This is a genomic window from Microbacterium luteolum (genome assembly GCF_039533965.1).
GTDB classification, from domain to species: Bacteria; Actinomycetota; Actinomycetes; order Actinomycetales; family Microbacteriaceae; genus Microbacterium; species Microbacterium luteolum.
This window is the reverse complement of the sequence record NZ_BAAAUN010000001.1, coordinates 2,608,259-2,626,903: the sequence shown is the minus strand read 5'-3', so window position 1 is coordinate 2,626,903 and position 18,645 is coordinate 2,608,259. Positions and strand designations below refer to the sequence as shown.

Below are 18,645 nucleotides of genomic sequence, written 5' to 3'. Positions count from 1 at the left end.
AGAATGCCCTCTGATGACGCCTGAATCCCCCGCAGACGAGACGGAATCGACCAACGGAGGAACCCCCGAGAACGGCTCCGTGAACGGACACTCGCCGATCTCACCCACCTCGAAGCAGCCCGGCGAATACGGCGCCGACGAGATCCAGATCCTCGAAGGACTCGAGGCCGTCCGCAAGCGCCCCGGCATGTACATCGGCTCCACGGGTCCACGTGGTCTGCACCACCTCGTCTACGAGATCGTCGACAACTCCGTCGATGAGGCGCTCGCGGGCTACTGCGACGCGATCATCGTCTCCCTCCTGGAGGACGGCGGGGTCCGTGTGGTCGACAACGGCCGCGGCATCCCGGTCGACCCGCACTCCTCCGACCCGAACAAGTCGACCGTCGAGGTCGTCCTGACGATCCTGCACGCCGGCGGAAAGTTCGGCGGCGGCGGATACGCGGTCTCCGGCGGTCTGCACGGCGTCGGCTCCTCGGTCGTGAACGCGCTCTCGACGCGGTTCGAGATCGACATCAAGCGCCAGGGGTACACCTGGCACCACAGCTTCGCCGACGGCGGTCACCCGCAGCAGGCGCTGGAGCGCGGCGCCGAGACCGACGAGACCGGAACCGACATCACGTTCTGGCCCGACCCCGCGATCTTCACCGAGGGCGTCGAGTTCGACTACGAGACCCTGCGCACGCGTTTCCAGCAGATGGCGTTCCTGAACAAGGGGCTGCGCATCGAGCTGCACGACGAGCGCGCCGGCCACACCGAGGTCATCGAAGAGGGCGGGACGAGTGTTGAGCAGCAGCGAGGCGACGTCTTCCTCTACGAGCGCGGTCTCGTCGACTACGTCGAGTACCTGAACAAGGTGCGTCACGCCGAGGTCGTGAACGACGAGATCATCGCCTTCGAGTCGGAAGACGCCGAGCGCAAGATCTCGCTCGAGGTCGCGATGCAGTGGACGACCTCGTACACCGAGAACGTCTTCACGTACGCGAACACGATCAACACCCACGAGGGCGGCACGCACGAGGAGGGTTTCCGTGCGGCACTGACCACGCTGGTCAACAAGTACGCCCGGGCGAACAACCTGCTCAAGGAGAAGGACGACAACCTCTCCGGCGATGACGTGCGCGAGGGGCTGACCGCGGTCATCTCCATCAAGCTCGGCGAACCGCAGTTCGAGGGCCAGACGAAGACCAAGCTCGGCAACACCGAGGCGAAGGCCTTCGTCCAGAAGGTCGTGGGCGATCAGCTCGGCGACTGGCTCGACCGCAACCCGACGCAGGCGAAGAACGTGATCCGCAAGGCCATCGACGCCGCGACCGCGCGTCTCGCAGCGCGCAAGGCGCGCGAAACCGCTCGTCGCAAGAGCGTGTTCGAGTCGGCGGCGATGCCGGACAAGCTCAAGGACTGCACGAGCAAGGACCCGTCGATCAGCGAGATCTTCCTCGTGGAGGGTGACTCGGCCGGCGGTTCCGCGGTGCAGGGCCGCGACCCGCACACCCAGGCGATCCTGGCGCTCCGAGGCAAGATCCTCAACGTGGAGCGGGCGCGCCTCGACAAGGCGCTCGGCAACCGCGAGGTCCAGGCGATGATCCAGGCCTTCGGCACGGGCATCGGCGAGGACTTCGACATCGAGAAGGCCCGGTATCACAAGATCGTCCTGATGGCGGATGCCGACGTCGACGGTCAGCACATCACGACGCTGCTGCTCACGCTGCTGTTCCGCTACATGCGCGGTCTCATCGAGGCGGGCTTCGTCTACCTGGCCATGCCGCCGCTGTACCGCCTGAAGTGGTCGAACTCCGCGCACGAGTACGTGTTCAGCGATGCCGAACGCGACGCTCTGCTCAAGCACGGCCTCGAGAACGGCAAGCGCATCCCGAAGGACGCCGGCATCCAGCGTTACAAGGGTCTCGGTGAGATGAACGCCAAGGAGCTGTGGGAGACCACGATGGATCACACCACGCGGACCCTCCGCCAGGTGACCATCGAGGATGCCGCGGCCGCCGATGAGATCTTCAGCGTGCTGATGGGTGAGGACGTCGAATCCCGACGCAGCTTCATCCAGCGCAACGCCAAGGACGTCCGCTTCCTCGACATCTAGCGAACCCCTGGGTCCCTGAGCTTGTCGAAGGGCACCCAGACGAAACCGAATTGGGTCCCTGAGCCTGTCGAAGGGCAGCGACCCAGAACTGAACGACCGGAATCGAACACACATGACTGACGAAGAACGCCCCGTCCCCGAACACGATCACGGCAAGATCGACCAGGTCGACCTGCAGTCCGAGATGCAGCGCAGCTATCTCGACTACGCCATGGCCGTCATCGTCGGCCGCGCCCTCCCGGATGTGCGCGACGGCCTCAAGCCCGTGCACCGCCGTGTGATCTACGGCATGTACGACGGCGGGTTCCGCCCCGACAAGTCGTTCTCGAAGTGCGCCCGCGTGGTCGGCGAGGTCATGGGGCAGTACCACCCGCACGGTGACACGGCGATCTACGACGCGCTCGTGCGTCTGGTGCAGCCCTGGGCTCTGCGGTATCCGCTCGCTCTCGGCCAGGGAAACTTCGGCTCCCCCGGCAACATGGGTGCCGCGGCTCCCCGATACACCGAGACCAAGATGGCTCCGCTCGCGCTCGAGATGGTGCGCGACATCGAAGAGGACACGGTCGACTTCCAGGACAACTACGACGGTCAGACGCAGGAGCCGACGGTCCTCCCGGCCCGGTTCCCGAACCTGCTCGTCAACGGTTCGGTCGGCATCGCGGTCGGCATGGCGACCAACATCCCCCCGCACAACCTGCGCGAGGTGGCGGATGCCGCGCTCTGGGCGCTCGACAATGCGGGGATCAGCCGCGAGGAGCTGCTCGACGGTCTGATCCAGCGCATCCCGGGCCCGGACTTCCCGACCGGCGCGCAGATCCTGGGCACCAAGGGCATCCACGAGGCGTACCGCACGGGTCGCGGATCGATCACAATGCGCGCTGTCGTCAACGTCGAGGAGATCCAGGGCCGCACGTGCCTCGTGATCACCGAGCTGCCGTACCAGGTCAACCCCGACAACGTCGCGGTGAAGATCGGCGACCTGGCCCGTGACGGCAAGATCACCGGCATCGCCGACATCCGCGACGAGTCGTCGGACCGCACCGGTCAGCGTCTTGTCGTCGTGCTCAAGCGCGACGCGGTCGCCAAGGTCGTGCTGAACAACCTGTACAAGCACACGCAGCTGCAGGAGAACTTCGGCGCCAACATGCTCGCGATCGTCGACGGCGTGCCGCGCACGCTCGCGATCGACGGCTTCGTGTCGTACTGGATCACGCACCAGATCGAGGTGATCGTCCGTCGCACGCAATACCGCCTCACCGAGGCGGAGAAGCGCATGCACATCCTGCGCGCGTATCTGAAGGCGCTCGACGCGCTCGACGAGGTCATCGCGCTCATCCGCCGATCGCAGACGACGCAGGAGGCGAACGAGGGACTGCAGAAGCTCCTCGACATCGACGAGATCCAGGCCGACGCGATCCTGCAGATGCAGCTGCGTCGTCTCGCCGCCCTCGAGCGTCAGAAGATCATCGAGCAGGCCGAGGAGCTCGAAGCGCTGATCGCGGACTACAAGGCGATCCTCGCCGACGAAGGTCGTCAGCGCACCATCATCCGTGAAGAGCTCACGGCCATCGTCGACCGCTTCGGCGACGAGCGCCGCACGCACATCCTGCACGGCTTCGACGGCGACGTCTCGATGGAAGACCTCATCGCCGAGGAGGAGATGGTCGTCACCGTCACGCGCGAGGGCTACATCAAGCGCACGCGCAGCGACAACTACCGTTCGCAGCACCGTGGCGGGAAGGGCATCAAGGGCGCACAGCTGCGTGCCGACGACATCGTCGAGCACTTCTTCGTGACGACGACGCACCACTGGCTCCTCTTCTTCACCGACAAGGGCCGCGTCTACCGCGCGAAGACCTACGAGGTGCCCGAGGCCGGACGCGACGCGAAGGGCACGCACGTCGCGAACCTTCTCGCGCTGCAGCCGGACGAGAGCATCGCGCAGGTGCTCGACATCCGCGACTACAAGGTCGCCGAGTACCTGGTGCTGGCGACCCGCGAGGGTCTGGTGAAGAAGACGCGTCTCGACGCGTACGACACCAACCGCCAGGGCGGCGTCATCGCCATACGCCTGAACGACGAGGACGAGCTGGTCAGCGCGCTGCTGGTCGACGCGTCCGACGACATCCTCCTCATCAGCCGCCGCGGCATGTCGGTGCGGTTCGAGGCGACCGACGAGGCGCTGCGTCCGATGGGTCGCGCGACCGCCGGTGTGCGGGGCATGAAGTTCAAGCTCGACGAGGACAGCCTGCTCTCGGCATCGTTCGCGGCACCGGGCAAGTTCGTGTTCGTGGTCACCGACGGCGGATACGCCAAGCGCACCGCCGTCGAGGAGTATCGCGTCCAGGGACGCGGTGGAACAGGCATCAAGGTCGCCAAGCTGAACGACGATCGGGGCACGCTCGCCGGTGGTCTGATCGTCTCCGAGGATGACGAGGTCTTGGTGGTTCTGTCCAGCGGCAAGGTGGTACGCTCTGCCGTGGCCGAGGTGCCCGCCAAGGGCCGAGACACCATGGGAGTGGTGTTCGCACGGACGACGGAAGCCGACCGCATCCTCGCCATCGCCCGAAACGGCGAGCGAGGCCTCGCAGATGACGAGGCGGAGGCGGACTCCGAGACCGCGGCCCCCGAGACGACACCGACACCTGAGGAAAGCACGGACGAATGAGCACAGTAGCCGACAAGCTGGCGAAGAAGTCCACACGCAAGACCGGCGGCAAGCAGGTCCGCCTGCGTCTGGTCTACGTCGACTTCTGGTCGGCCGTGAAGCTCTCGTTCCTCGGAGCGGTCGCTCTCGCGGTCGTCACGATGGTGTCGTTCTTCCTCATCTTCCTGGTGCTGCAGGCGACGGGCATCATGGCGACGGCCGATGAGTTCGTGCGCAGCTTCACCGACGGGGCGGTCCCGCTGTCCGAGATCGTGGGCCTCCCGCAGGTGATGGCGTTCGCCGCCGTCGTCGCGATTCTCAACCTGATCGTCTTCACCGTGCTCGGCGCCGTGATCGCCGGAATCTACAACCTCGCCGTGAAGGTGACGGGCGGACTGCTCGTAGGCTTCATGTCGAACTGACGCTTCGACGGGCTCAGGGCGCTTCGACAGGCTCAGGGATCCCGAGTCGAAAGGGGCGGATGCCACGGCATCCGCCCCTTTCGCGTTCCTAGACGATGCCGGTCGTGCCGAGCAGCGTGCCGATCAGCCAGGTCGCGACCAGGGCGAGGGCGCCGCCGACGACCAGGCGGACGGATGCCCGGACCGGCGCGGAACCGCCGATGACGGCTCCGACCGCGCCCGTCGCTGCGAGGGCGAGCAGCACGGCGGCGAACGTCACCGGAACGCGCCACTCCGGCGGGGGCAGCAGGATGGCGAGCAGCGGCAGCAGCGCGCCCAGAGTGAAGGCGACGGCTGACGACAGGGCTGCATGCCAGGGGTTCACGAGGTCGTCCTGATCGATCCCCAGCTCGACCTCGAGGTGCGCCGAGAGCGCATCGTGCGCGGTGAGCTCCTCCGCGACCTTCTGCGCCGTCTCATCGCTGAGCCCGCGATCACGGTAGAGGGCCGTGAGCTCGGCGAGCTCTTCGACGGGCATCGTGCGCAGCTCCTCGCGCTCCTTCGCGATGAGTGCGCGTTCGCTGTCGCGCTGGCTGCTCACCGAGACGTACTCGCCGAGAGCCATGGAGACCGCGCCGCCGACGAGCCCGGCGAGTCCGGCGGTGAGCAGGGCGGCATTGTCGGTCGTCGCGCCGGCCACACCCACGACCAGCGCCGCGACCGAGACGATGCCGTCGTTCGCCCCGAGCACCCCGGCGCGGAGCCAATTCAGTCGCTGGCCGATCCCCGCCGCGTGCGGTTCATCCTGATGAACGGTCATGGCCTCAGTGAATCAGACTCCACTCCCGGCGGACAGCCCGACCGGCGGCTACGGAAAACCCGAAGACGGGAGTCCGGATGCCTCGGTGTCGGCCGGATGACCGCGCCCGTACCTTGGAACCATGACGACACACACTGCGCCTCCGCCGCAGGCCGCGGCCGTGAAGCCACCGCTGCGCATCTTCCTCACCGTCCTGCACCTCGCAGGCGTCGGGGTCCTCGGCGGCATCATCTTCACCACGCTCGGCGGGCTCCTCGGAACCGGTCTGGGTCTTCTCTTCGCGTTCGGCATCGGCATCATCCTGCTCGTCGGTCTGGTCTACGCTCTGTTCGGCGTCGGCTGGTTCGAGGTCGCCCGGGTCGGCGCGCTGTACCGCACCCCGATCGCACCGCTCCGACTGCGACAGCGCGATCGCCCCGGCTTCGGCGGCTGGCTCCGGTCGCTCGGACGCCAGGCCATCGACGGACGGATGTGGCGCGCCGTCGCGAACTTCGCGATCGCGGCCATCCTCGGCTTCGTCGTGCTCCGGCTCTTCTGGGCCCTCATCTGGTCGATCTTCATCTCGTTCGCGCCGCTCACCGACGCCGAGTCCGTCATGGGCCCATTCGGCGGCACCGGAATCGCCGTCGAGTGGGCACCGCTGGTCGGGATCCTCGGCATCGCGGCGTCCGCCTTCGGGATCTTCTGTCTCGCACTCCTGCACCGCACGCTGTCGCTCGCGATCGTGATCCGCAGCCGCGAGGCCGAGCTCACCGAGCGTGTCCGCACCACGACCGCACAGCGCGAAGGCGCGGTGCGAGCGGCGGATGTCGAGCGCACCCGCATCGAACGCGATCTGCACGACGGCGTCCAGCCTCGGCTGGTGTCGGTCGGCATGACGCTCGGTCTCGCGCAGCAGAAGATCGACAACGATCCGGATGCCGCGAAGGAGCTGATCGCCGAGGCGCACACCTCCACCAAGGCCGCCATCACCGAGCTGCGTCAGCTGGCCCGCGGCATCCACGCCTCGGTCCTGGACGACCGCGGACTGGATGCGGCCCTCTCGGCCCTCGCCGGCCGGTCGCACATCCCCGTGCACCTCGACGTGCGCATGGACGGCCGGTGCAGCCGAGAGGCCGAGGCCGCCGTGTACTTCGCGATCGCCGAGTCGCTCACCAACGCGGCCAAGCACTCTCGCGCCAGTGAGGCGCGGGTGATCGTGCGGCTCCGTGAGGGGAACACCCTCTGGGCCCGCGTCGAGGACAACGGCATGGGCGGCGCGCAGGTGCAGCCCGGCGGCGGGCTCGACGGCATCGCGAATCGCGTCCTCGCGGCCGGCGGGACCTTCCGTCTCGACAGCCCGCTCGGCGGACCGACGTCGCTGGAGGTGAACGTGCCATGCGCATCCTGATCTGCGAGGACTCCGTCCTGCTGCGCGAGGGTCTGGTCCGTCTCCTCGAAGACGCCGGCCACGAGGTGGTCTCAGCACTCCCCGACACCGTCGGCCTCGCCGACGCGGTGGAGTCGACCGACCCGGAGCTCTGCATCCTCGATGTGCGGCTGCCCCCGACATTCACCGATGAGGGCATCCGCGCGGCGCTCGGCCTGCGGTCCACGCATCCGTCGCTCGCGATCCTCGTGCTCTCGCAGTACGTCGAGGAGCGCTACGCGTCCGACCTGATCGCGGCGCAGGGCGGCCCGCTCGGCTACCTGCTCAAGGACCGGGTCGCCGACGTGGCCGAGTTCCTCGCGTCGGTGCAGCGCATCTCCGAGGGCGCGACCGTGCTCGACCCCGAGGTCGTGGCGCAGCTGCTCACGCGGAGGAACCGCGACGACCGGATGCTGCGGCTCACCGAGCGCGAGCGCACCGTGCTGGCACTGATCGCAGAGGGCAAGTCGAACCAGGCGATCGCCGGGCTCCTCTTCCTCTCGGAGGCGAGTGTGGAGAAGCACATCACCTCCATCTTCCAGAAGCTGGGCTTCGAGCAGGGCGAATCGGGAAACCGTCGCGTGCTCGCCGCCCTCGCCCACATCGAGAACACCGGCGGCCCCGTGCCTCCGGCCGGCCCGACAGGAGTGGCACGATGACGAACGAAGAGAACGACCTCACGGGCGGGCACACCCCGCTCACTCCCCCGGAGGCCTCCGCGCCCCAGGCCCCGGCGCCGATCGAGGTACCGTCGGCGACACCCGAGTCAGGTCGGTCGCCCGGAAGCACGGCGATCCTGACGGTCACTGCCGTCGTCGGCGGATTCGCCCTCCTCGGCGCAGGCGGTACGGCGGCGTTCGCCGCGACGGGCGACCTGAGCAACGCGAGTCGACCGGATTCCGTGCAGACCGTCGACGTGGAGGGGATCGACTCCGTCGACCTCGACGTCAACGCGAGCAGCACTCGGATCGAGTTCGGCGACGTCGACGAGGCCGAGCTGTCGATCACGAACGGGCGTGGGCCGGCGTGGACCTTCGAGCGAGAGGGTGATGAGCTCGTCGTGCGCAGTCCGGAGTCCCGGTGGGGATGGTGGTTCGGCACTTGGTTCGGCGACGAGGAGATCGCCGTGCTGACCCTTCCGGAGGCGCTCCGCGGTGAGCAGCTGGACGGCGACTTCACGGTGAACTCCGGCAGCCTCGACGTCAAGGGAGCATTCGGAGACCTGGGAATCGACGTGAACGCGGGCTCGATCGATGTCGAGGGCGAGGCCACGGGCATCGACGTCGACATGAGCGCCGGCCGAGCGGACGTCACGCTCGACGGTGTGCAGCAGGCCGTTCTCGGCGTCTCGGCAGGATCGCTCGATGTCGAGCTCACCGGCACCCCGCCCTCGCAGACGACCGTCGACGTGAGCGCAGGGTCGCTGGATCTGACGGTGCCCGATGTCGGCTACGCCATCACCCAGGACGTCAGCGCCGGTTCCCTCGACGTGAAGGTGGACCAGTCCGGCAGCGACCGCCGGATGATCGATGTCACCCTGTCGGCCGGGAGCGTGACCATCCGCCCCGGGAACTGATCTAGCTCGATCGAGGGGCCTCCCCAGGGCGGCCCCGCGCTCGATTCGGATTTTCCGTCTTTCTCCGGTAAAGTCTTGGAGGTTGACGGGGCTATAGCTCAGGCGGTTAGAGCGCTTCACTGATAATGAAGAGGTCCCAGGTTCAAGTCCTGGTAGCCCCACCCTTTCAATTCAAGAAACACCCTCACGGGGCCTTAGCTCAGTTGGTAGAGCGCCTGCTTTGCAAGCAGGATGTCAGGAGTTCGAATCTCCTAGGCTCCACACTTCTTCCATCCACAGGTGTTAACAACTCTGTTAACAACTCGCTTCAGAGCGCAGGGCCGCGGATGATCCGCACCGGACCGCGGGCCTCCTCGATCCGCACAGCCTCGCCCTTCTGCGTCACGACGATCTCGTCGCGGCCGGCGAGCTCGGCGGCCACCCGTCGGACATCGTCCATGCGTGCGCGCCAGGATGCGCCGCCGATCGCGCGCGCCACGTCGCTCGGACAGATCGACGATGCGCTGCGCTTGCGGACGAGGGCGCGCATGGCGGCCGCGGCACGCCCCGCGAACGCGGCATCCGTCGGTTCTTCCCACCAGGGTTCGCCGCGCTCGCCGAGGGCTGTCTTCGCATCGTGCACCCGCCGTCGTGCGTCCGGCTCGTCGGCCTTCACCGCGCGGCGGGCCGCCATCAGCTCGTCGACGAGCTCTTGGCGGAAGGTGTCGGGGATGGACGGATCGGTCGTGCGCCAGCGACCGCCGTCGACGATGATGTGATGTCCGTCGGGTGTGTGCTCCGCCATGTCGAGCAGTCTGCGCTCCGACACCACGCCCGCACAGAGGCTTGACGGATGGCGGGCTCCCCGTCCTACGACCGCCGCGGCTGCCGCATCGCGGTGTCCAGGTGTCTGGCGATGCCGGCCCGGGAGCGGAGGCCTGTCTTCTGCAGGATCCGCGCGACATGGCTCTCGACGGTGCGCGGGCTGAGGTAGAGGCGCTCGGCGATCGCCCGGTTGGTGTGCCCCTCGGCCACGAGCTCCGCCACATCGAGCTCGCGAGGGGTGAGCACGTCGAGCGGTCCTGCCTCCGCGGCAGTCGCCTCCAGCTGTGCCACCGTGGCCTCCGCGAAGCGACGGTAGAGCACCGACCCCGACTGCTCGAACAGTCCGATCGCTCGACGGGCGTCGTCGAGCGCGTCGTCGACACGGCCTTGAGCGAGTTCCACCCGGGCGCGGAACATCGTGCCGTGCCCGGCCTGTGACGTGTGCTCCGCCTGCTCGCCCCAGGCGATCGCCGCTTCGGCATGCTGCAGAGCCTGCGGCAGGTCACCCGCGGCCAGAGCCATCTCACCGAGGCCGATGTGCTTCTGCGAGGCGAAGATGTCGTTGCGGTCGATCGCGAGATCGGCGAGCTCGGCGGGCAACCCGAGCGCGATCGACGCGCGAGCGACGAAGAGGCGGACGATGCGTCGCCACCATCCGATCTGCGGGAGACCCGCGTCGACGAGGCGTCGGTACCGCGCGACGAACTCCTCGGCGTCGACCCTGCCGGGAGCGGCGACGATGCTCGCCGTGAGCGCGAGCGGGACCGCGTCGGGCCAGTTGTACTTCTCCGCCGCGGTGATCGCGAGCGCGCTGAGCTCTTCGGCCTCCTCGCACCGATCGAGGGGGATGTAGAGGAACGAGAGGATCATGTAGAGGTGCGGCAGCACATGGAAGCGTCCGCGCGACTCGGCAAGGCGGATGGCGCGCTCCACCAGTCGCACGCCGTCGTCGAAGTCGGCGAGGAAGTGCGCGCACCACCCCATCGCGGTGACGACGTCGATCACCGGCAGCAGCTCCGATGCGGTGAGCGACTCGAACCCCGCCTTGGCGACGAGATAGGCGGCGCGTCCGCGCTCCAGATCCCCGACCCGCAGATGCGAGAGCGCGCGCAGGCCGGCGAGGGCCATCGCGTGACCCGGGCGGGCGTCGTCGTCGTCCAGCCAGGTGCGCGAGTCGAGCTCGGCATCGCCGTCGTGCATAACCGCGAGGGTCGCGAGCTCCACGATCACCTCCGGTTCGAGCCGCGCAGCTCCCGCTTCGCGGACGAGTTCGAACGCCTCATCGGGCCGGCTCTGGATGCGCAGCGACTGCAGCAGCAGAGCGAGCCCCTCACCACGCGGTGTTCCGACCGCATGCACGTCGCGCAGCAGCTCCTCCGCATCGACCGGCCGGCCGTCGAGCAGGAGGGCGCGGGCGAGCAGCAGATCCCTCTCGCGATGCGGGATCCGGCGGGTGCGCGTGAGCAGGGCGATGCTGCTCTGCGGAGAGGTGGCGGAGACGATCTCGGCGGCCCGGATGATCGTCTCGACCTCCTCGGCGGTGAGGTGCGATCCGACGTGCTGCAGGTGCGACGCCCGCTCGAGGATGTCGGCGGAGTGCTGCGCCGCGATGCGGTGGGCACGGCGACGGCGAGCAGGCCGCATGTGCCGGTAGGCGGCGGCGCGGATGAACGGATGCACGATCCGCAGCTCGTCCGCGTCGATGAGGCCGCGCCGGGCGAGGTGCTCGGTGGCGACGGCGAGGGACGCGGCATCCGTTCCCGCGACCTCGCTCACGGTCGCGGGAGCGATCGCGGGCGTGAGAGCCAGAGCGTACAGAAGCGCGAGCGATGGCGGGTCGAGCGCGCTCAGCTCGCCGCGCAGCGCGTCGCCGATCTCCAGAGGCGTCGTGGCGTCGGCATCCACGAGGTCCGCTCCGGCGACCTGGGACTCGGCCAGGAGGCGGAGGAACAGGGGATTCCCTCCGGCGAGGTCGATGAGCGCGTCGTCGGCGACACCGTGCCCGCCGAGGATCGTCGCCGCGTCCGCGGAGTCGAGAGGGCGGAGCCGGATCCGCTGCAGGGAGGCGCCGCCGCGCTCGACCGCGCGCAGCAGCGAATCGGGGATGGTTCCACTGCGGAAGCAGAGCAGCACGGCGAGTGCCGAAACGCCCGGCGCGGCGATCAGGCTCTCGACCACGTCGAGGGCTTCCCCGTCGAGCCAGTGCGCATCATCGATCACGACGATGCTGGGTTCGGACGTCAAGGCTTCGCGGATGCGGCGTCGCAGCACGCGCGGCGCGCTCTCCTCGAGCAGAACGGGGAGGTCGTCATCGAGGAGCTCCTCGACGATCGGACGGATGCCGGCGAGCGGGATGTTCGTCGCCACCTCGTCCGGCCGTGCGAAGAGGACGCGGGCGCGGAGACCGGCGCGCAGGAACTCGTTCACCAGGGCGGTCTTGCCGATGCCGATCGAGCCCTCGACCACCACCACCGGCGGGACCGCCGTCGATTCGGCATCCAGGTGGGCGCGCAGCAGCGCGAGCTCGGCGTCTCGCCCGATGAACATGCGTCCCCCTCACCCCAGACAGGACGAGAGTAGCCGGAACCACGCGTGATCGGGGCGTTATCTCGATTCAATCGAGGAACCCGGTGTTTCTACGGATGTGCCGCTCGGTGAGCTCTTCATAGCCTGTGCCTGAATGCGTCCGCACACCCAGGTACAGGAATCACTTGATGACATCGCAGCTACGACCACGCCTCACGCGACTCCTCGGGGCTCTGACCGGCATCGCGCTCGCCGTCGGCTTCAGCGCCGTCGCCGTCGCGGCCCCTGCCCAGGCAGCCACCACTGACGGCGTGTACGTCGGTGAGAACAGTCACGGATACGACATCTCCCTCACGGTCACGGACGGGAAGGTCACCGACGTCACCACCTCGGCGACGGCGTTCTGCGGCGTGAATCCGCCCTTCCCGTTCCAGGTGCCGTTCAACGAGATCCCCGACACGGCGATCGCCGCGGACGGCTCCTTCCAGGCGCACTGGACGCATCAGATCGACGCCGACACGCAGGCCGAGTACTGGCTCGGCGGCACCTTCCACGCCGACGGCTCGGTCACGAACTCGGGGTCGAACGCCGCGGACCTCGTCGGGGCGGGCCTGATCTGCACGGGCACGCAGTTCACCTACGAGGCCGCGATCGACGGAGTCGCTCCGCGGATCGCCGTCTCACCGAACCCGGCGACGCTGTCGCAGATCACCGACCCGAACGGCGTCGTCCGTTTCACGGGCAGCGGGTTCGTGCCCGACAGCACCGTCGCGCTCTTCATCGACGGCCAGCAGGCGGCGACACGCACCGCCGGTGCGGACGGGGGCGTCGAGGTGATCCTCTACTGGCAGAACGCCACGGTGGGCACCCATTCGGCCCGGTTCACGAGCGGTGCGCGCACCGCGGAGACGACTCTCACGATCATCGCCGATCCGACGTACGACCCGACCGCATCCGTCGACCCGTCCACGGCGACGGTGTCACGGCTCGCGGGAGCCGGCGTGGTCGTCGAAGGCGCCGGCTTCCCGGCATCCGCCCCCGTCGAGATCGCCTTCGACGGCGCGGTCGTGACGACGGTCACGAGCGGCGCCGACGGCTCCCTCACCTACCCGCTGACGCGGTCGGCCGTCGCGCCCGGCGCGCACACCATCGCCCTGACCAGCGGGCCGTGGTCGGCGTCGGCAGCGCTGACCGTGGAAGCCGATCCCGTCGTCTACGACCCGCAGGTCGTGGTGACGCCCGAATCGATCACGCAGTCCGCGCTGGCCGCCACCGGTGTGCAGGTCGCCGGAACCGGATTCCCGGAGAACGCTCCGGTCGAGATCCTGTTCGACGGCGCCGTCGTCACGACGGTCACCAGCTCGGCATCCGGAGCAGTGACGACCACCGTCGCTCGCGCGGGCATCGCCGCCGGTACGTCCACGATCCTGCTGCGGAGCGGAGCGTGGGAGGCATCCGACACGGTGGTGGTCACCGCCGATCCGGTCGATCCCGCCGAGGTGACGCTCACCCCGTCCGAGATCGCGACCGGCGCGCTCGAGACCGACGGCATCTCGCTGTCGGCCGAGGGTCTTCCGGCCGACGTCCCGGTGCGGGTGCTGTTCGACGGCACGCAGGTCGCGATGTTCACGGCCTCGTCGGCCGGGGCGGGCACGGCATCGTTCACGGTCGCCGACGTCGCCGCGGGTGTGCACACCGTGCAGCTCGTGCAGGGCCCCGGCTTCGCGCCGCGGGGAGGCATCATGGCGGCTCTGGCACCGGGCGACATCCTCGGCGAGGCGACGCTGACCGTCACCGAGGATCCGATCCCCAGCGACCCGGAACTGGTGCTGGGCGTCTCGAGCATCGCGACAGACGCGCTCGCCGTGACGGGTGTCCTGCTCACCGGCACCGGGTTCACACCGGATCAGGACGTCGCCGTGGCGTTCGACGGGAGCCAGGTCGGCACCGTCACCGCGAATGCCGACGGAGAGGTCTCGTACATCCTCCGCGTGCCGGGCGTCGCTCCCGGCGCCTACCCCGTCACCCTCGCGCAGGGCGACCTCAGCGCGGAGGTGACCCTCACGGTCACCGCCGCATCCGTCCCGGGCACCCCAGGCCCGGGCACCCCAGGGCCTGGCACAGGTCCTGGACAGTCCGGCGGTGGCGACGGCCTCGCCGCGACCGGAGCGGATGCGGTGCTGTGGACCGGCATCGCGAGCATCGCCCTCGCGCTCATCGCCGCGGGTGGGCTCCTGCTGGTCCGTCGTCGTCGCGCATAACCCCTGCCGACGACTCCCGCCGCGGAGCCGTATCCGCCGTCTCGCTCCTCGTGAGCGGCGCGGTGGGTGCGGCTCCGTGGTGTTCGGAGGGCGTCGTCACTCGCGGCGGCGGAAGAACCTCGCCCGGGCCGCGGCATCCGACGGGGTGTAGACGACGAGCTGGATCTCGGTCTGATCCGACGGGCGCAGCTGGTGATGCTCGAAGACGAGACGCCCGAGCGTCGGATGCTGGAACACCCGCTCCCGGGATTCGAACCCGCGCACGTCGTGACTCTCCCAGCGTTCCCGGAACTCCGGGCTCGCCTCCATGAGCCGCCCGACGAGGTCGCGGTAGCGGGGGTCGCCGAGGCGCGGTCCTGCTTCGGCCCGGAACTCGGCGAGGAAGCGGCGGCTGGTGTCGTCCCAGTCGTCGAGCAGCTCGCGCACCGCGGGGTCGGTGAAGATCAGCCAGAGGAGGTTGCGCTTCTCCGGCGGGGTCGTCGCCACGTTCGGATACAGGGCCTCGTACGCGCTGTTCCACCCGGTCACTCCCCAATCGGGTGCCAGTGCATAGGCCGGATGCTCCTCGAGCGCGTCGAGGAAGCGCTGCACGTGCGCGGGTGCCGTCTCGACCGCCTCGCCCGAGCCGGGCCGGGTCGGAGAGAAGCCGGCCAGGCGCAGCGCGTAGTCGTGCTCGGCCACGCTGAGGTGCAGCGCAGTGGCCACGGCATCCAGCACCTGCCGCGACGGATTGATGTCGCGTCCCTGCTCGAGCCAGGTGTACCAGGTGACGCTGACGCCGGAGAGGTACGAGATCTCCTCGCGGCGCAGGCCGACGGTGCGGCCGCGGCCGGCGGGCGGGAGACCGTACGCGCCGCGGTCGAGCTGCTCGCGACGGGCGCGCAGGAAGGCCCCGAGCTCCTTGCGCTGCTGCTCATCCGTCGCCATCCAACAAACCTAGTGCTCCCACTACTAGTGTCAGCGCCGTCTTCCCACCGCTGCCCGCGGGACCCAGAGTGGAATCATGCCCACCCCTCTTCGCTCCCGCACCGTCACGCACGGACGCAACGCCGCCGGCGCCCGCGCGCTCTTCCGCGCCGCCGGTGTGAACGCCGCCGACTTCGGCAAGCCCATGATCGCCGTCGCGAACAGCTTCACCGAGTTCGTCCCCGGTCACACGCACCTGCAGCCGGTCGGGCGCATCGTCTCCGACGCGATCTCGGCGGCGGGCGGCATCCCCCGCGAGTTCAACACCATCGCGGTCGACGACGGCATCGCGATGGGCCACGGCGGGATGCTGTACTCGCTGCCGTCGCGCGACCTGATCGCCGACTCGGTCGAGTACATGGTCAACGCGCATCAGGCGGACGCGCTCGTCTGCATCTCGAACTGCGACAAGATCACCCCCGGGATGCTCATGGCCGCCCTGCGGCTGAACATCCCGACGGTGTTCGTCTCGGGCGGTCCGATGGAGGCCGGTCGGGCGACGCTCGTCGACGGCTCCGTGCGCACGCTCGACCTGGTCGACGCGATCTCCGAGGCCGCGAACGACACGGTGTCGGATGCCGACATGAAGCGCATCGAGGAGAACGCCTGCCCGACCTGCGGCTCGTGCTCCGGCATGTTCACCGCGAACTCGATGAACTGCCTCGTCGAGGCGCTCGGCCTCGCGCTCCCGGGCAACGGCTCGGTGCTGGCCACGCACACCGCGCGCCGGGCCCTGTACGAGCGAGCCGGCGAGGTCGCGGTCGAGATCACCCGCCGCTTCTACGACGAGGACGACGCGTCGGTCCTTCCCCGCGAGGTCGCGAGCTTCGCCGCGTTCGAGAACGCCATGGCGCTCGACATCGCCATGGGCGGGTCGACCAACACGATCCTGCACTTGCTCGCCGCGGCCCACGAGGCCGGCATCGCCTTCGGGCTCGACGAGATCGACGCGGTCTCACGACGGGTGCCGTGCCTCGCCAAGATCGCGCCGAACCCGGCCTACGGACGCATGTACTACATGGAGGACGTGCACCGCGCCGGCGGCATCCCCGCCGTGCTCGGCGAACTGCGCCGCGGCGGCCTGCTCGACGAGAACGTCAGCACGATCCACTCCCCCTCGTTCGCCGCCTGGCTCGACGACTGGGACATCCGCGGAGGGAAGGCGACGGATGCCGCGCACGACCTCTGGTACGCGGCGCCCGGCGGCGTGCGATCGTCGAGTGCGTTCTCGCAGTCGGAACACTGGGCGGCGCTCGACGAGGATGCCGCGACCGGCTGCATCCGCGACGTCGAGCACGCCTACTCGGTCGACGGCGGTCTCGCGGTGCTGCGCGGCAACCTCGCGGTCGACGGCGCGGTCGTGAAGACCGCGGGCGTCGATCCGTCGATCCTCGTGTTCTCGGGTCCCGCCGTCGTCTGCGAGTCGCAGGAGGAGGCCGTCGCGAAGATCCTCGGCAAGAAGGTGCAGCCCGGTGACGTGGTCGTGATCCGATACGAGGGACCGAAGGGCGGACCCGGCATGCAGGAGATGCTGCATCCGACGTCGTTCCTCAAGGGGCGCGGCCTCGGCAAGGTGTGCGCGCTCATCACCGACGGCCGCTTCTCCGGCGGCACGTCCGGCCTGTCGATCGGCCACGTCTCCCCCGAGGCAGCGGCCGGCGGAGTGATCGCCCTCGTCGAAGACGGCGACATCATCGACATCGACATCCCCTCGCGCGCCATGACCCTGCGGGTGAGCGAGGCCGAGCTGGACGATCGGCGCGCACGTCTGATCGACGGCACCGGCTACCGTCCGGTCGACCGTGCGCGTCCGGTCTCTCTCGCGCTCCGCGCCTACGCCGCGATGGCGACGTCGGCCGACCGTGGCGCCGTGCGCGATGTCGAGAAGGTCGAGCGGGCGCTGCGCGAGCAGGAGGTCCGCGAGGCGGCCGCCCTCGTCTGACCCGGATGCCGCGGTCGGCGCCGGCTCAGGCGCCGGCGACGGGAGTGAGCTCGTGCGGAGCGACGTTCAGCCGTTCGCAGCCATCCGCCGTCACGACCACGATGTCCTCGATGCGTGCACCCCACTCGCCGGCGAAGTAGATGCCCGGCTCGATGCTGAACGCCATGCCCTCGCGCAGCACGAGGTCGTTGCCGGGCGCGATGTACGGCTCCTCGTGCACGGAGACCCCGATGCCGTGACCCGTGCGGTGCAGGAACGCCTCGCCGAGTCCGGCATCCGCCAGCACGTCCCGCGCGGCAGCGTCCACCGCGGATGCCGTCGCGCCGGGGCGCGCTGCATCGACGGCCGCCTGCTGTGCGCGCACGAGGACCGCGATGCGCTCGGCGGCGGCGGCGTCGGGCGTGCCGACGACGTAGGTGCGGGTGCTGTCGGAGTTGTAGCCGCTCGGCACGGCGCCGCCGATGTCGACCACCACCACATCGCCGTCCTCGATCACCCGGTCCGACACCTCGTGGTGCGGGTCGGCACCGTTCGGGCCCGAGCCGACGATCACGAACTCGACGGTGCGATGCCCTTCCGCGACGATGGCCTCGGCGATGTCGGCGGCGACCTCCCGCTCGGTGCGTCCGGCGCGCAGCCACTCCGGCACGCGACGGTGCACGCGGTCGATCGCCTCACCTGCCCGTCGGAGCTCCCCGATCTCGGTGGCGTCCTTGATCATGCGGCTCTCGCGCAGCACCGGGGTCGCGAGCTCCAGGGTCAGACCCAGCCGGGTGCCGAGCGGGATGACATGCAGTGCCGGAAGGGCATCCGAGACGCCGACGCGCGAGGCCTCGCCGACAGCGGACGAGACCAGCTCGTAGGGGTTCTCGCCGTCGACCCAGTCGGCGACCGCGAGGTGGAGCTCTCCGACGGCGGTCGAGCGCACCTTCGCGAGCTCCATCCGCGGGACGACGACGGTGGGCGCGGATGCCGCTCCGATCACCAGCGCGGTGAGGCGCTCGATCGTGTCGCCCTCCACTCCGACCAGGTACTGCAGATCGGGGCCGGGCCCGACGATGATCGCGTCGAGTCCGGCCTCGGCGGCGAGGGCGGATGCCCGCTCGAGGCGGGCGGCGTACACGGAGGCGGGGAAGGCGGGTGTGCTCACGGCGTCCACGCTACTGCGCGGGGTCGCGGCTGTCTCCGCCCTTCCA

The 18,645-nt window shown here is 69.3% G+C and carries 13 protein-coding genes and 2 tRNA genes; 10 read left to right on the top strand and 5 right to left on the bottom strand.

The features are described 5' to 3' along the window. Positions 1-13: 13 nt before the first annotated feature. The 3 genes from gyrB (at position 14) to ABD648_RS12660 (ending at position 5,167) form a co-directional block, all read left to right on the top strand. Positions 14-2,098, top strand: a complete 2,085-nt coding sequence (gene gyrB, locus ABD648_RS12670) for a DNA topoisomerase (ATP-hydrolyzing) subunit B (protein WP_282215316.1) — start codon at positions 14-16, stop codon at positions 2,096-2,098. A gap of 112 nt (positions 2,099-2,210) precedes the next feature. Next, the gene (gyrA, locus tag ABD648_RS12665; protein ID WP_282215315.1) at positions 2,211-4,766 is read left to right on the top strand and encodes a DNA gyrase subunit A; all 2,556 of its coding nucleotides are present in this window, start codon (positions 2,211-2,213) and stop codon (positions 4,764-4,766) included. Continuing rightward, positions 4,763-5,167, top strand: a complete 405-nt coding sequence (locus ABD648_RS12660; RefSeq protein ID WP_116633337.1) for a DUF3566 domain-containing protein — start codon at positions 4,763-4,765, stop codon at positions 5,165-5,167. The genes gyrA and ABD648_RS12660 overlap by 4 nt, the downstream gene beginning before the upstream one ends. A gap of 88 nt (positions 5,168-5,255) precedes the next feature. Here the strand turns inward: ABD648_RS12660 and ABD648_RS12655 are convergent, their stop codons facing one another. After that, a complete protein-coding gene (locus tag ABD648_RS12655; RefSeq protein ID WP_282215314.1) occupies positions 5,256-5,966 on the bottom strand; it encodes a VIT1/CCC1 transporter family protein in 711 nt (236 codons plus the stop codon). Between the two features lie 121 nt (positions 5,967-6,087). Between ABD648_RS12655 and ABD648_RS12650 the strand changes: the two genes are divergently transcribed. The 5 genes from ABD648_RS12650 to ABD648_RS12630 all read left to right on the top strand — a co-directional run bounded on the left by ABD648_RS12650 (position 6,088) and on the right by ABD648_RS12630 (position 9,211). Next, entirely contained in the window at positions 6,088-7,356 is a 1,269-nt protein-coding gene (locus ABD648_RS12650) for a sensor histidine kinase (RefSeq protein ID WP_282215313.1), read from the top strand. Then, the gene (locus ABD648_RS12645; protein ID WP_282215312.1) at positions 7,344-8,033 is read left to right on the top strand and encodes a LuxR C-terminal-related transcriptional regulator; all 690 of its coding nucleotides are present in this window, start codon (positions 7,344-7,346) and stop codon (positions 8,031-8,033) included. The genes ABD648_RS12650 and ABD648_RS12645 overlap by 13 nt, the downstream gene beginning before the upstream one ends. Next, on the top strand, positions 8,030-8,950 hold the full coding sequence (locus tag ABD648_RS12640; RefSeq protein WP_282215311.1) for a DUF4097 family beta strand repeat-containing protein: 921 nt from the start codon (positions 8,030-8,032) through the stop codon (positions 8,948-8,950). Before ABD648_RS12645 ends, ABD648_RS12640 begins: the two co-directional genes overlap by 4 nt. Positions 8,951-9,037: 87 nt before the next feature. Further along, a tRNA-Ile gene (locus tag ABD648_RS12635) sits at positions 9,038-9,111 on the top strand. Positions 9,112-9,138: 27 nt separating this feature from the next. After that, positions 9,139-9,211 (top strand) — tRNA-Ala (locus ABD648_RS12630). Between the two features lie 46 nt (positions 9,212-9,257). Here ABD648_RS12630 and ABD648_RS12625 read toward each other — a convergent pair. Further along, entirely contained in the window at positions 9,258-9,734 is a 477-nt protein-coding gene (locus ABD648_RS12625; RefSeq protein ID WP_282215310.1) for a DUF3253 domain-containing protein, read from the bottom strand. Positions 9,735-9,799: 65 nt separating this feature from the next. Continuing rightward, positions 9,800-12,301, bottom strand: coding sequence for a LuxR family transcriptional regulator (locus ABD648_RS12620; RefSeq protein ID WP_282215309.1), 2,502 nt, complete (start codon positions 12,299-12,301; stop codon positions 9,800-9,802). A 167-nt stretch (positions 12,302-12,468) separates the two neighbouring features. On the opposite strand from ABD648_RS12620, the gene ABD648_RS12615 reads away from it, so the two are divergent. Then, positions 12,469-14,541 carry a hypothetical protein gene (locus ABD648_RS12615; RefSeq protein WP_282215308.1) on the top strand — a complete coding sequence of 691 codons (2,073 nt, stop codon included), beginning with the start codon at positions 12,469-12,471 and terminating at the stop codon, positions 14,539-14,541. A 96-nt stretch (positions 14,542-14,637) separates the two neighbouring features. Here ABD648_RS12615 and ABD648_RS12610 read toward each other — a convergent pair whose 3' ends face one another. Further along, positions 14,638-15,468 (bottom strand): helix-turn-helix transcriptional regulator, encoded by an 831-nt coding sequence (locus ABD648_RS12610; RefSeq protein ID WP_282215307.1) that lies wholly within the window; start codon positions 15,466-15,468, stop codon positions 14,638-14,640. A 76-nt stretch (positions 15,469-15,544) separates the two neighbouring features. On the opposite strand from ABD648_RS12610, the gene ilvD reads away from it, so the two are divergent. Beyond that, positions 15,545-17,449, top strand: a complete 1,905-nt coding sequence (gene ilvD, locus ABD648_RS12605) for a dihydroxy-acid dehydratase (protein ID WP_282215306.1) — start codon at positions 15,545-15,547, stop codon at positions 17,447-17,449. A gap of 25 nt (positions 17,450-17,474) precedes the next feature. Here the strand turns inward: ilvD and ABD648_RS12600 are convergent, their stop codons facing one another. After that, on the bottom strand, positions 17,475-18,599 hold the full coding sequence (locus ABD648_RS12600) for a M24 family metallopeptidase (protein WP_282215305.1): 1,125 nt from the start codon (positions 18,597-18,599) through the stop codon (positions 17,475-17,477). Positions 18,600-18,645: the final 46 nt, after the last annotated feature.

Bases quoted from the DNA above. Each gene is read 5' to 3' on its own strand.
- ABD648_RS12655 (WP_282215314.1), bottom strand. From the start codon at position 5,966: ATGACCGTTCATCAGGATGAACCGCACGCGGCGGGGATCGGCCAGCGA.
- ABD648_RS12610 (WP_282215307.1), bottom strand. From the start codon at position 15,468: ATGGCGACGGATGAGCAGCAGCGCAAGGAGCTCGGGGCCTTCCTGCGC.
- gyrA (WP_282215315.1), top strand. From the start codon at position 2,211: ATGACTGACGAAGAACGCCCCGTCCCCGAACACGATCACGGCAAGATC.
- ABD648_RS12650 (WP_282215313.1), top strand. From the start codon at position 6,088: ATGACGACACACACTGCGCCTCCGCCGCAGGCCGCGGCCGTGAAGCCA.
- ABD648_RS12640 (WP_282215311.1), top strand. From the start codon at position 8,030: ATGACGAACGAAGAGAACGACCTCACGGGCGGGCACACCCCGCTCACT.
- ABD648_RS12615 (WP_282215308.1), top strand. From the start codon at position 12,469: ATGACATCGCAGCTACGACCACGCCTCACGCGACTCCTCGGGGCTCTG.
- ilvD (WP_282215306.1), top strand. From the start codon at position 15,545: ATGCCCACCCCTCTTCGCTCCCGCACCGTCACGCACGGACGCAACGCC.
- gyrB (WP_282215316.1), top strand. From the start codon at position 14: ATGACGCCTGAATCCCCCGCAGACGAGACGGAATCGACCAACGGAGGA.
- ABD648_RS12625 (WP_282215310.1), bottom strand. From the start codon at position 9,734: ATGGCGGAGCACACACCCGACGGACATCACATCATCGTCGACGGCGGT.
- ABD648_RS12645 (WP_282215312.1), top strand. From the start codon at position 7,344: ATGCGCATCCTGATCTGCGAGGACTCCGTCCTGCTGCGCGAGGGTCTG.
- ABD648_RS12620 (WP_282215309.1), bottom strand. From the start codon at position 12,301: ATGTTCATCGGGCGAGACGCCGAGCTCGCGCTGCTGCGCGCCCACCTG.
- ABD648_RS12660 (WP_116633337.1), top strand. From the start codon at position 4,763: ATGAGCACAGTAGCCGACAAGCTGGCGAAGAAGTCCACACGCAAGACC.